The organism is Streptomyces yatensis (assembly GCF_018069625.1).
Taxonomy (GTDB): Bacteria; Actinomycetota; Actinomycetes; order Streptomycetales; family Streptomycetaceae; genus Streptomyces; species Streptomyces yatensis.
This window is the reverse complement of the sequence record NZ_CP072941.1, coordinates 2,808,417-2,821,102: the sequence shown is the minus strand read 5'-3', so window position 1 is coordinate 2,821,102 and position 12,686 is coordinate 2,808,417. Positions and strand designations below refer to the sequence as shown.

11 protein-coding genes are annotated in these 12,686 nt (G+C 70.6%); 2 read left to right on the top strand and 9 right to left on the bottom strand.

Going from position 1 to position 12,686, the window contains the following annotated elements; genetic code table 11:
• Positions 1 to 122 precede the first annotated feature (122 nt).
• A complete protein-coding gene (locus tag J8403_RS11320) occupies positions 123 to 626 on the top strand; it encodes a methylated-DNA--[protein]-cysteine S-methyltransferase (protein ID WP_211123079.1) in 504 nt (167 codons plus the stop codon).
• Positions 627 to 641: 15 nt separating this feature from the next.
• On the opposite strand, the gene J8403_RS11315 is transcribed toward J8403_RS11320, so the two are convergent.
• On the bottom strand, positions 642 to 1,385 hold the full coding sequence (locus tag J8403_RS11315; RefSeq protein ID WP_211123078.1) for an SIR2 family NAD-dependent protein deacylase: 744 nt from the start codon (positions 1,383 to 1,385) through the stop codon (positions 642 to 644).
• A gap of 418 nt (positions 1,386 to 1,803) precedes the next feature.
• Positions 1,804 to 2,880: an ADP-ribosylglycohydrolase family protein gene (locus J8403_RS11310; RefSeq protein WP_211123077.1), complete on the bottom strand. Its 1,077-nt coding sequence runs from the start codon at positions 2,878 to 2,880 to the stop codon at positions 1,804 to 1,806.
• Between the two features lie 132 nt (positions 2,881 to 3,012).
• On the opposite strand from J8403_RS11310, the gene J8403_RS11305 reads away from it, so the two are divergent.
• Positions 3,013 to 4,266: a glycerate kinase gene (locus J8403_RS11305; protein ID WP_246585802.1), complete on the top strand. Its 1,254-nt coding sequence runs from the start codon at positions 3,013 to 3,015 to the stop codon at positions 4,264 to 4,266.
• 308 nt (positions 4,267 to 4,574) lie between these two features.
• Here J8403_RS11305 and pssA read toward each other — a convergent pair whose 3' ends face one another.
• From pssA to ccrA, 7 genes are all read right to left on the bottom strand, one after another.
• Positions 4,575 to 5,435: a CDP-diacylglycerol--serine O-phosphatidyltransferase gene (pssA, locus tag J8403_RS11300; protein ID WP_174887456.1), complete on the bottom strand. Its 861-nt coding sequence runs from the start codon at positions 5,433 to 5,435 to the stop codon at positions 4,575 to 4,577.
• Positions 5,422 to 6,078 carry a phosphatidylserine decarboxylase gene (locus J8403_RS11295; protein WP_211123076.1) on the bottom strand — a complete coding sequence of 219 codons (657 nt, stop codon included), beginning with the start codon at positions 6,076 to 6,078 and terminating at the stop codon, positions 5,422 to 5,424. The genes pssA and J8403_RS11295 overlap by 14 nt, the downstream gene beginning before the upstream one ends.
• Positions 6,079 to 6,258: 180 nt before the next feature.
• Complete coding sequence (locus J8403_RS11290; protein WP_211123075.1) at positions 6,259 to 7,461, bottom strand: acyl-CoA dehydrogenase family protein; 1,203 nt, start codon at positions 7,459 to 7,461, stop codon at positions 6,259 to 6,261.
• 1 nt (position 7,462) lies between these two features.
• The gene (locus tag J8403_RS11285; RefSeq protein WP_164435435.1) at positions 7,463 to 7,969 is read right to left on the bottom strand and encodes a MaoC family dehydratase; all 507 of its coding nucleotides are present in this window, start codon (positions 7,967 to 7,969) and stop codon (positions 7,463 to 7,465) included.
• Between the two features lie 3 nt (positions 7,970 to 7,972).
• A complete protein-coding gene (locus J8403_RS11280) occupies positions 7,973 to 8,953 on the bottom strand; it encodes an HpcH/HpaI aldolase/citrate lyase family protein (protein WP_211123074.1) in 981 nt (326 codons plus the stop codon).
• A complete protein-coding gene (locus J8403_RS11275; protein WP_211123073.1) occupies positions 8,950 to 10,968 on the bottom strand; it encodes a protein meaA in 2,019 nt (672 codons plus the stop codon). Before J8403_RS11275 ends, J8403_RS11280 begins: the two co-directional genes overlap by 4 nt.
• Positions 10,968 to 12,413, bottom strand: a complete 1,446-nt coding sequence (gene ccrA, locus J8403_RS11270) for a crotonyl-CoA carboxylase/reductase (RefSeq protein WP_211123072.1) — start codon at positions 12,411 to 12,413, stop codon at positions 10,968 to 10,970. Before ccrA ends, J8403_RS11275 begins: the two co-directional genes overlap by 1 nt.
• Positions 12,414 to 12,686: the final 273 nt, after the last annotated feature.

The following is a 12,686-nucleotide window of genomic DNA, read 5'->3' as shown; positions in this document are numbered from 1 at the left end:
GGGGAGGAACGGGTGGGCACAAACGGCCACCGGCGCGCACCCGGCAGCGAAACGTCAGCCCGTTACCCGGGGAAGCCGCCCAACCCACACCGCAGCACCCCCCGAACCCGCCGAGGAAGACCATGAACCGCACCCACACCGTCGTGGACAGCCCCTACGGCCCCCTCACCCTCGTGGCCACCGACCAGCACCTGTCCGGCCTCTACATGGTCGAGCAGCGCCACCGCCCGCCCGAGGAGACCTTCGGCGCGCCCGGCGACCCCGACGACGCGCCCTTCGCCGAGACCGTCCGCCAGCTCACGGCCTACTTCGAGGGCGAGTTGACCGCGTTCGACCTCCCCCTGCACCTGGACGGCACGCCGTTCCAGCGGCGCGTCTGGTCCGAGCTGCGGCGCATCCCGTACGGCGAGACGTGGTCGTACGGGCAGCTCGCCGACCACATCGGGCAGCCGACCGCGTCCCGTGCCGTGGGCCTGGCCAACGGCAAGAACCCGGTCGGCATCATCGTCCCCTGCCACCGCGTCGTCGGCTCCAGCGGCAGCCTCACCGGCTACGGCGGCGGCCTGGACCGCAAGCGGCGGCTGCTGGAGTTCGAGGCGCGGCAAGAACTGCCCGGCCTCTTCTGAAGCCGAAGTCGGCGATCAGCCCGCGGCGATGCGGTCCAGCAGGGCGGGCAGCGCGGTGCTGATGGGCTCGCGGACGACCTCGTCCGCGAGCTCGTCGTACGGCGTCGGCTCGGCGTTGACGATGATCAGCCGGGCGCCGTGCTCGGCGGCCAGCCCGGCGAGCGAGGCCGCGGGCTGGACCTGGAGGCTGGTGCCGACCGCGATGAAGATCTCGCACGCCTGCGCCACCGCGACCGCCTCGGTCAGCACCTCCGGATCGAGGCTCTCCCCGAACATCACGGTGGCCGACTTCAGGATCCCGCCGCAGTCCTGGCACGTCGGATCCGGCTCACCCGCCGCGACCCGCTCCAGCGCCTCCGCCATCCCGGACCGCGCCTCGCAGTGGGTGCACAGCACGGCCCGCGCGGTGCCGTGCAGTTCGAGCACCTTGCGCGCGGGCATCCCGGCGATCTGGTGCAGCCCGTCCACGTTCTGGGTGATCACCCGCACCGGCACCCCCGAGCGCTCCAGCCGGGTGACGGCCTCATGCGCCCCGTTGGGCCGCGCGCGCAGCGTCTCGCTGTCGCGCCGCATCTGCCAGGAGCGGCGCCGGATCTCCGGGTCGGTCATGTAGTACTCGTACGTCACGAGCTTCTCGGCCTCGGGGTCGCGCCGCCAAAGCCCCTGCGGGCCGCGGTAGTCGGGGATCCCGGAGTCGGTGGAGATGCCCGCCCCGCTCAGGATCGCCACCAGCGGCCGATGCGTTGTCTCGCTGCTCATGCGGCGAGCGTACGCACGCCGCACGGCCCGCGGCGAGCGGCTTTGGCTGTTCCTCCCGCTCCAGCTGCTGATCGTGATCGGCAGCATCCTCAACGGGGGCGGCGACCCCGACCGCACCCCGCGCCGTACCCGATGGCGGCTGGACCGCCGGATCGTCCTCGACTTCCACAGCGGCCCAGGAACCGCCTTCGAGCTCACGGCCGCGGTGGACGGGTGGGACGACCGTGTGGGCCGCCTCCCTGGTCGCCCTCCTCGACAGCCACGGCGGCTGGCTGGGCAGTCATTGGGACACCGCCGGGCGCTGAGAGCCCCACCGGGCCGGCCGAGAGCCTCACCGGGCCGGCCGAGAGCCCCCACCGGGCCGGCCGAGAGCCTCACCGGGCCGGCCGAGAGCCCCCACCGGGCCGGCCGGGAGCGCCTAGTGCCCCGCCGAGACCGCCAGCCGGTGGGTGCGGGCCGCCAGGTCGCTGATGCGGGCGCCGTCGAAGCCGAAGACGGCGCTGCGCACCCGGTCCTCCAGCGGCTCGGTCCACTGCGGCGGGATGGCGGCCGCGCCGCACAGCACCCCCGCGATCGATCCGGCCGTGGCGCCGTTGGAGTCGGTGTCCAGGCCGCCGCGCACCGTCAGGGCGATCGTCTTCGTGAAGTCGCCCGCGCCGTAGAGCAGCCCGGCCGTGAGGACGGCGGCGTTGGGGACCACATGGATCCAGGGCAGCCCGGCGGTCTCCCGCTCCAGCTGGGCGAGCGCGTCCGCCCACGCCACGCCCGCGTCGTGCAGGGACGCGGCCCGGCGCACCGTACGGGCCAGTCGGCAGCGCGGCGGGATCCGGTCCAGGGCGCTCGCGACGGCGGCGCGCGGACCGTCCGCCGTGAACGCGGCCGCGATCAGCGCGGCCGCCCACATCGCCCCGTACACCCCGTTGCCGGTGTGGGAGAGGACGGCGTCCCGGCGGGCCATCGCGGCGGCCCGCTGTGGATCGCCGGGGTTGACCCAGCCGTGGACGTCGGCGCGGATCAGGGCGCCGATCCACTCCTGGTACGGGTTGTCGAGGGTCGCGCTGAGCGGCGGCTTCACCCCGGCCGTGAGGTTGCGGTAGGCGGCCCGCTCGGCGGTGAAGGTCTGCAGATACGGCAGCCGCAGCAGCCACACCTCGCCGACCTGCTCGGTGGTGAAGCCGGGGCCGTGGGTCTCCAGCAGGTGCAGACCGAGGACGGAGTAGTCCACGTCGTCGTCGCGGCAGCTGCCGTGGATCCGGCCGCGGACGCAGCTCTGCCACTCGGGGCGCAGCGCGAACTCCACCGGGTCGGGCGGCGGCTCCAGCGCGGGGAGGTAGTCGGTCAGCGGCAGGGCGTCGGCGCGGCGCAGATACCGGTCGATGCGGTCGCGGGTCCAGTGGTCGCCGTTTTCGATGGGCTTGCCGAGCATGTTCCCGGCGATCCGGCCAAGCCAGCCGCCGTGGATCCGGTCCGCGAGTGCGCTCCCGCTGAGGGCCATGGGTCAGGTGTACCCATATGAGGTGGGTGTACCGGTGAGCCGGCGCCGGATAGGGTCACAGCGGCGCGACCGCCTGTGCGAATGCGAGGAGTTACCAAGGTGACGGACGCTTCGACGGAGACTTCGGGCGCTATGGGCGCTACGGGCGCTTCGAAGGCAGAGGCCGCGGAAGAGAGCGGGACCGGGACCGAGGCCGAGACCCGGCCAGAGTCCAAGACGTGGGCGGAGGGGCAGGCGACGCCCCCGAAGCGCGTACTGATCGCCGCGGACAAGTTCAAGGGCTCGCTCACGGCGGTGGAGGTCGCCGAGCGCGTCACGGCGGGACTGCGCCGCGGCGCGCCCCAGGGCGGCGAGGGGCTGCGGATCGCGGCGCTGCCCGTGGCCGACGGCGGGGACGGCACGGTGGACGCGGCGGTCGCGGCCGGGTTCGAACGGCGCGAGGCGCGGGTCACCGGGCCGCTGGGCGCGCCGGTGACGGCGGCGTACGCGCTGCGCGGGACCACGGCCGTGGTGGAGATGGCCGAGGCGTCCGGGCTGCGCCATCTGCCGGACGGGGTGTTCGCACCGCTCACCGCGACCACGTACGGCAGCGGCGAGCTGCTGCGCGCGGCGCTCGACGCGGGCGCCCGCACGATCGTCTTCGGCGTCGGCGGCAGCGCCACGACGGACGGCGGCGCGGGGATGCTCAGCGCGCTCGGCGCGCGTTTCCTGCGCGAGGACGGTACGCCCGTGGGGCCGGGCGGGGGTCCGCTGCGCGACCTCGCCACGGCCGATCTGTCCGGTCTCGACCCGCGCCTGGCCGACACCGAGACCGTCCTGGCCAGCGATGTCGACAACCCCCTGACCGGCCCGAAGGGCGCGGCGGCGGTCTACGGGCCGCAGAAGGGCGCGGGCGAGGACGATGTGGCGGCCCTGGACGCCGCCCTCGCCCACTACGTAGGCGTCCTGGAGCGCGCGGTCGGGGCCTCGGCCGCCGAGTACGCCCTCGCGCCCGGCGCGGGCGCCGCGGGCGGCATCGGCTTCGGCGCCCTCGTCGGCCTGGGCGCGGCCTTCCGCCCCGGCATTGAGGTGATGCTCGACGTCCTCGGCTTCCCCGCCGCGCTGGAGGGCGCGGACCTGGTGATCACGGGGGAGGGCTCGCTGGACGAGCAGACCCTGCACGGCAAGGCCCCGGCGGGCGTCGCGGCGGCGGCCCGGGCGCGGGGCATCGAGGTGGTCGCCGTCTGCGGCCGTCTGGCCCTCGCCCCGGTGGCCCTGGGCAACGCGGGCATCCGCCGCGCCTACCCCCTCACCGACCTGGAACCCGACCCGGCCCGCTGCATCGCCGAAGCCGGCCCCCTCCTGGAGCGCGCCGCGGAACGCCTGGCGGCGGACTTCCTGACCTGACCCCGGGCTGGGGTGCCGGTGGCCCTTCCCCGAACCGGGGGCAAGCCCCCGGCCCCCATCGGGGCTGCGCCCCGGCCCCACCGGGGCCGTCGTCCCCGGCTGGGCCACGCGGGCTGCCCGGGGGCGCGCGGCCGGACGCCCGGTGGGGGCTGTTCCCCACCCCGCCCCTTCCCGAACCGGGGCGCAGCCCCGGCCCCCCACAGGGCGTGCTCCCGCCGCCGGGGCGCAACGCATCGGGAACGCCGAATGGGGTGGGCCCGAGCATTGCGCTCGGGCCCACCCCATTCGGCAGGTGCGGCCGAAGGCCGCTACGGCAGCTGCGCTGCCCTCGCCTCGCGGCGGTTGTCGCGGAAGGCGTTCACCCGGCGGGCCGTGGCGAAGAGGGGGATCACCGCGCCCATGACGACCTGCAGGGCGCAGGCCGACTGGAGCAGCAGCTCGCCGCCGGGGGCCTCGAAGGCCCAGGCCGCCAGCAGCGCCATGCTGGTGACGATCCAGCCGAGCATGGCCACCGCGAGCCGGCCGCGCGGCTTGGGGTACTCCACGCGGCTCACCATCAGCCAGGCGACGCCGATGATCGCGAGCAGCGTCGGCACGAACGGCAGGCCCAGCAGGACCACCGAGACCACCGTCAGCGCGCCGAAGGGGCTCGGCATGCCCTGGAAGACTCCGTCACGCAGCGTGACGCAGGAGAATCTGGCAAGCCGTAGCACCACCGCCAGCAGCACCACGATCGCGCCCACCACCGAGACCCGCTGGTACGCGTCGTCGGAAACCATGCCCCAGACGAGGACGAAGTACGCGGGGGCCAGTCCGAAGCTGATCAGGTCGGAGAGGTTGTCCAGCTCCGCGCCCATCGCCGAGCTGCGCAGCTTCCGCGCGACCAGTCCGTCGAAGAGGTCGAAGACGGAGGCGAGCAGCATCAGCATCACGGCGGACGCCGCGCTGTGCCGGGTCATCCCGCCGTCCTCGCTGCCCGTCAGGTGCGGGATGAGGACGCCGGTGGTGGTGAAGTAGACCGCCAGGAAGCCACAGGTGGCGTTGCCCAGGGTCAGCGTGTCGGCTATCGACAGTCGCGTCGACAGCGGCATGTCGTCCGTCTCGTCGACGGCGTCCACCTCGGCCTCGGGGACCCAGGTGGCCTGTGTGTCGGGATCAATCACGGTCAAGGCGTGTCACCCCCGCGGTGGTGGCCTGGCCGACCTCGACCGCGACCTCGACACCCTCGGGAAGGTAGATGTCGACCCGCGAGCCGAAGCGGATGAGACCGATCCGCTCACCCTGCTCGACCTTCGTGCCCTGTGGCACATAGGGCACGATACGCCGGGCGACCGCACCGGCGATCTGGACCATCTCGATGTCGCCGAGCTCGGTGTCGAAGTGCCAGACGACCCGCTCGTTGTTCTCGCTCTCCTTGTTGAACGCGGGAACGAAGCCGCCGGGGATGTGCTCCACGGAGGTCACGGTGCCGGCCAGCGGGGCGCGGTTGACGTGAACATTGAGCGGGCTCATGAAGATGGCGACGCGCGTGCGCCCGTCCTTCCACGGCATGATGCTCTGCACCACACCGTCGGCCGGGGAGATCACACGGCCTTGCGTGATCTCTCTCTCGGGGTCGCGGAAGAACCACAGCATGCCCGCCGCGAGCGCGGTGGCGGGCACGGCGGCCGCCGCCCAGCGTCCGGAGCGGCGGGCCCGAGCGAGACTGACCGCCGCGGTGGCGACGGTCGGGAGGAGCCACGGCGATGCTCCGCGCGCGAGGCGTACACCGAACGGGCTGTCGCGTTGTGCAGAGGATTGGCTGTGGGGCATGGATGACCTTCGTAGCGGAGGATGCCGCGACGCAAGACTGGGGACGGCGGCTTTCCCGGATGGTATCGGTTGCGAGCGGTAACTGGGCAAGCGCCGGGGCCTGTCGGTGGCTGGTCAGTGGCCGAAGACCCGCGGCGCGGTGTGACCTTCTTCTCTCGGATACCACCCCAAAAGGGACGTTCAGTCTTGGGTTCGGTATTCCTCCAGGAGTCTCCGTCCAATAATCATTTTCTGAATCTCAGCGGTACCTTCGCCGATGAGAAGCATCGGTGCCTCTCGGTAGAGGCGCTCGATCTCGTATTCCTTGGAGAAGCCGTACCCGCCGTGGATGCGGAAGGCGTCCTCCACGACCTCTTTGCAGTACTCCGACGCGAGGTACTTGGCCATTCCCGCCTCGAGGTCGTTGCGCGCCCCGGAATCCTTCTTCCGGGCCGCATTGACCATCATCGCATGAGCCGCCTCGACCTTTGTTCCCATTTCGGCCAGTTTGAACTGGATGGCCTGGTGCTGTGCGATCGGCTTGCCGAAGGTATGCCGCTGCTGTGCGTATGCGACGCCCAGCTCGAAAGCGCGCCGCGCCACGCCACAGCCGCGGGCGGCGACATTCACCCGGCCGACCTCGACTCCGTCCATCATTTGGTAAAAACCTCGGTTCGGCGTCCCGCCGAGCACCCGATCGGCCGGAATGCGCAGTCCGTCCATGATGAGCTCGGTGGTGTCGACGCCCTTGTAGCCCATCTTGTCGATCTTGCCGGGGATGGTCAGACCGGGCCGGACCTCGCCGAAGCCCGGCTCCTTCTCGACCAGGAAGGTGGTCATCGCCTTGTGCGGCGCGATCCCCTCCTGGGCGTCACCGGTCCGGCACAGAACCGCCACCAGGGTGGAGGTGCCGCCGTTGGTCAGCCACATCTTCTGTCCGTTCAGGACGTACTCGTCGCCGTCCTGAACCGCCTTGCTGGTGATGGCCGACACATCCGAGCCCAGCCCCGGCTCCGACATCGAGAAGGCGCCCCGGATCTCGCCCAGCGCCATCTTGGGAAGGAAATACTCCTTCTGTTCCTCGGTGCCGTGCTGCTTGAGCATGTACGCCACGATGAAGTGGGTGTTGATGATGCCCGAGACGCTCATCCAGCCGCGTGCGATCTCCTCCACACACAGCGCGTAAGTGAGCAGTGACTCACCCAGACCGCCGTATTCCTCCGGGATCATCAGCCCGAAGACGCCGAGTTCCTTCAGCCCCTCGACGATCGCGGTCGGATATTCATCGCGATGTTCCAGTTCCGTCGCGACCGGCAGGATCTCCTTGTCGACAAAATCCCTGACCGTGGAGAGGATCTCCCGCTGGATGTCGGTCAGGCCCTCGGTCTGCGCCAGGCGGCTCATATCACTGCTCTCCCAGCTCCGGGCGGCCCGGCTGCTCGCCGCCCCGCTCCTTGATGTACGTGGCGGTCGGCACCATCACCTTGCGCCGGAAGACGCAGACCAGGGTGCCGTCCTGCTTGTAGCCCTTGGTCTCCACCTGCACGATGCCCCGGTCCGTCTTGGACTTCGACGGCGTCTTGTCGAGGACCGTCGTCTCGCCGTAGATCGTGTCGCCGTGGAAGGTGGGTGCGACATGCCGTAGCGACTCGACCTCCAGATTGGCGATGGCCTTTCCGGAGACATCGGGGACGGACATCCCCAGGAGCAGTGAGTAGATGTAGTTCCCGACCACCACGTTCTTGCCGAAATCGGTCGTCTTCTCGGCGTAGTTGCTGTCCATGTGCAGCGGGTGGTGGTTCATGGTGAGCAGACAGAAAAGGTGGTCGTCGTACTCGGTGACCGTCTTCCCCGGCCAGTGCCGGTAGACGTCGCCCACCGTGAACTCCTCATAGGTACGGCCGAACTGCATGGCTCATGCCTCCGGGGGCTGGAAGGTGGACGTACGGGTCATCCCGGCGGCGCGGCCCTTGCCCGCGACGACCAGGGCCATCTTGCGGCTGGCCTCGTCGATCATCTCGTCGCCGAGCATCGCCGAGCCCTTCATGCCGCCCTCCGCCGAGGTGCAGTAGTCATAGGCGTCCAGGATCAGCTCGGCGTGGTCGTAGTCCTCCTGGGACGGCGAGAAGACCTCGTTGGCCGCCTCCACCTGGCCGGGGTGCAGCACCCACTTCCCGTCGTAGCCGAGGGCGGCCGCGCGCCCGGCCACCTCGCGGAAGCCGTCCACGTTCCGGATCTGCAGGTAGGGGCCGTCGATCGCCTGGAGGTCATGGGTGCGGGCCGCCATCAGGATCCGCATCAGGATGTAGTGATAGGCGTCCGCCGGATAGCCGGGCGGCTGCTCGCCCACGACCAGCGACTTCATATTGATGGACGCCATGAAGTCGGCCGGGCCGAAGACGATGGTCTCCAGGCGCGACGAGGCGCCCGCGATCTCGTCCACGTTGACCAGGCCCTTGGCGTTCTCGATCTGCGCCTCGATGCCGATCCGCCCGACCTCGAAGCCCATCGTCTTCTCGATCTGGGTGAGCAGCAGATCCAGCGCGATCACCTGCTGGGCGTCCTGCACCTTGGGCAGCATGATGCAGTCCAGGTTGGGGCCCGCGCCCTCGACGACCGTGATGACGTCCCGGTACGTCCAGTGGGTGGTCCAGTCGTTGACCCGCACCACCCGGGTCTTACCGGTCCAGTCGCCCTCGTTCAGCGCCTTGACGATGGTGTGCCGGGCGTCCTCCTTGGCCAGCGGCGCACAGGCGTCCTCCAGGTCCAGGAAGACCTGGTCGGCCGCGAGCCCCTGGGCCTTCTCCAGGAAGCGCGGATTGGAGCCGGGGACGGCCAGGCAGGAGCGGCGGGGGCGCAGCCGGGTCGCGGAATCTGCGCGGTCGGGGGCGGTCATACGAGAACCTCCAGAGGGGGAAGCGTGTTCGCGGCGCGGATCTCATCGACGATACGGCCGATGATCTCCGTGATACCGAAGTCCTTGGGGGTGAAAACGGCGGCGACACCCGCGGCGCGCAGCGTGGCCGCGTCCCCGGCCGGGATGATCCCGCCCACGATGACGGGGATGTCCTGGGCACCCGCGTCGCGCAGCCGCTCCAGGACGTCCGGCACCAGCTCGGCATGCGAACCGGACAGGATGGACAGCCCGACGCAGTGCACATCCTCGGCCACGGCCGCCGAGACGATCTGCTCGGGGGTGAGCCGGATCCCCTGGTAGACCACCTCGAAACCGGCGTCCCTGGCCCGTACGGCGATCTGCTCGGCGCCGTTGCTGTGCCCGTCCAGGCCGGGCTTGCCGACCAGCAGCCGCAGCCTGCCGCCGCCGAGGTCGGCCGCCGTCTTCTCGACCTTCTCGCGGACGGTGGACAGCAGGGAGCCGGCCTCCGGGGCGACGGCCAGCGGCGCGCCGCCGACCCCGGTGGGGGCGCGGTACTCACCGAAGACATCGCGCAGCGCCCAGGACCACTCCCCGGTGGTCACGCCCGCGCGGGCGCAGGCCAGGGTCGCCGGCATCAGGTTCTCGGTCCCCGCGGCGGCCTTACGGAGGGCGCCGAGGGCTTCCTGGGCGGGGCCCTCGTCGCGCTGTTCGCGCCACGTGTGCAGGGCGGATACGACCCGCGCCTCGTTCTCCGGGTCCACTGTCATGATCGCGGTGTCGAGATCGGCGGTGAGCGGATTGGGCTCGGTGGACTCGTAGCAGTTGACGCCGACGATCTTCTCCTCGCCCGCCTCGATCCGCGCCCTGCGCTCGGCGTGCGAGGCCACGAGCTGCGCCTTGAGATAGCCGGTCTCGACGGCGGCCATCGCCCCGCCCATCTTCTCGATCCGCTCCATCTCGGCCTCGGCCTCCTCCACCAGCGTGGCGACCTTGGCCTCGATCACATGGGAGCCCTCGAAGATGTCGTCGTACTCCAGCAGATCGCTCTCCAGGGCGAGCACCTGCTGGATGCGCAGCGACCACTGCTGGTCCCACGGGCGGGGCAGGCCCAGCGCCTCGTTCCAGGCCGGGAGCTGGACCGCGCGGGCGCGGGCGTCCTTGGAGAGGGTGACGGCCAGCATCTCCAGGACGATGCGCTGGACGTTGTTCTCCGGCTGGGCCTCGGTCAGGCCGAGCGAGTTCACCTGGACGCCGTAGCGGAACCGGCGGTGCTTGGGGTTCTCGATGCCGTACCGCTCACGGGTGATCCGGTCCCAGATGCGGCCGAAGGCGCGCATCTTGCACATCTCCTCGATGAAGCGGACGCCCGCGTTCACGAAGAAGGAGATCCGGGCCACCACGTCGCCCTTACGGTCCTCGGGAATCTGGCCGGAGGCGAACACCGCGTCCAATACGGCGACCGCCGTGGACATCGCGAAGGCGATCTCCTGCACCGGAGTGGCCCCGGCCTCCTGCAGGTGGTAGCTGCAGATGTTGATCGGATTCCACTTGGGGATGTGGTTGACCGTGTACGCGATCATGTCGGTGGTCAGCCGCAGGCTCGGGCCCGGCGGGAAGACATGCGTCCCGCGCGAGAGGTACTCCTTGACGATGTCGTTCTGCGTCGTCCCCTGGAGCTTGCCGATGTCCGCACCGTGCTCCTCCGCCACGACCTGATACAGCGCCAGCAGCCACATCGCGGTCGCGTTGATCGTCATGGAGGTGTTCATCCGTTCCAGGGGGATCTCCTGGAACAGCCGCCGCATGTCGCCCAGATGGGAGACCGGGACCCCGACCCGGCCCACCTCGCCGCGGGCGAGGATGTGGTCGGGGTCGTAGCCGGTCTGGGTGGGCAGGTCGAAGGCGACCGAGAGCCCGGTCTGGCCCTTGGCCAGGTTGCGCCGGTACAGCTCGTTGGACGCCTCGGCGGTGGAGTGCCCGGCGTAGGTGCGCATCAGCCAGGGCCGGTCCTTGGGGCGGGGTGTGCCACTCATCAGATGTCCCGGCCGTGCTTGGTGGTCCGCTCCGACGAGTCGTCACGGCTGTGCTTGTCGGTCCGCTCCGACGAGTCGTCACGGCTGTGCTTGTCGGTCCGCTCCGACGAGTCGTCACGGAACAGATTGATGCCGTCGATGTGCCGTTCGCGCATCGCCTGGTCGCGCACGCCCATGCCCTCCTCGGGGGCCAGGCAGAGCACGCCGACCTTGCCCTGGTGGAGGTTGCGGTGGACGTCGTACGCGGCCTGTCCGGTGTCCTCCAGCCGGTAGGTCTTGGACAGCGTCGGGTGGATCTTGCCCTTGGCGATCAGGCGGTTGGCCTCCCACGCCTCGCGGTAGTTGGCGAAGTGCGACCCGATGATCCGCTTGAGCTGCATCCACAGGTAGCGGTTGTCGTACTCGTGGGTGTAGCCGGAGGTCGAGGCGCAGGTGACGATCGTGCCGCCCTTACGGGTGACATAGACGGACGCGCCGAAGGTCTCCCGGCCCGGGTGCTCGAAGACGATGTCCACGTCCTCGCCGCCGGTCAGCTCGCGGATCTTCTTGCCGAACCGCTTCCACTCGCGCGGGTCCTGGGTGCCCTCGTCCTTCCAGAACTTGTAGTCCTCGGCGGTGCGGTCGATGATCGCCTCGGCGCCCATCCGCCGGCAGATCTCGGCCTTCTGCGGCGAGGAGACCACGCAGATCGGGTTGGCGCCGCCGGCCAGCGCGAACTGGGTGGCGTAGGAGCCGAGCCCGCCGCTCGCGCCCCAGATCAGGACGTTGTCGCCCTGCTTCATCCCGGCGCCGTTACGGGAGACCAGCTGCCGGTAGGCGGTGGAGTTGACCAGGCCCGGGGCGGCCGCCTCCTCCCAGCTCAGATGCTTGGGCTTGGGCATCAGCTGGTTGGACTTGACCAGGGCGATCTCGGCGAGCCCGCCGAAGTTGGTCTCGAAGCCCCAGATGCGCTGCTCGGGGTCGAGCATGGTGTCGTTGTGGCCGTCGGAGCTCTCCAGCTCGACCGACAGACAGTGCGCGACGACCTCGGCGCCCGGCTGCCAGGCGTTCACACCGGGGCCGGTGCGCAGCACGACGCCCGCGAGGTCGGAGCCGATGATGTGGTAGGGCAGGTCGTGCCGCTTGGCCAGGGGGGAGAGCTTGCCGTACCGCTCCAGGAAACCGAAGGTCGGCAGCGGCTCGAAGATCGAGGTCCACACGGAGTTGTAGTTGACCGAACTGGCCATCACGGCGACGAGTGCCTCTCCGGGGCCGAGCTCCGGCACCGGCACCTCGTCCACGTGCAACGACTTGCGGGGGTCCTTCTCCCGGGTGGTGAGGCCCGCGAACATCTCGGCCTCGTCCTTGCGCACGGTCACCGCGCGGTACGACTCGGGGATGCGCAGTGCCGCGAAGTCCTCGGGTGCTGTGTCCGACGCCAGGATCGCGTCAAGTATCTCGTTCATCGGTGCCTCCGGCGAGGCGTCCAGGGGGGACGCCTGAGGGAACGCTGGGCTCGTGACGGGTGATGCTGATGCGGTGCCGTCGGTTCGGCGGAGGTGGTGCTCGATGCGGCGCGGGTGGCGCCGGTTGCCTGGTGACGCAGGCGTTGTCCGGGCGCACAAAGCGGTTTGCGGGGACAGCCGACGCACGAAGGTTGGCAGTGCGCCGGCCGCCCGGACTCCACTCACCGTATGGCACGCTGTGCCACCCCGCAAGACACTGCGTGCCAACAAATT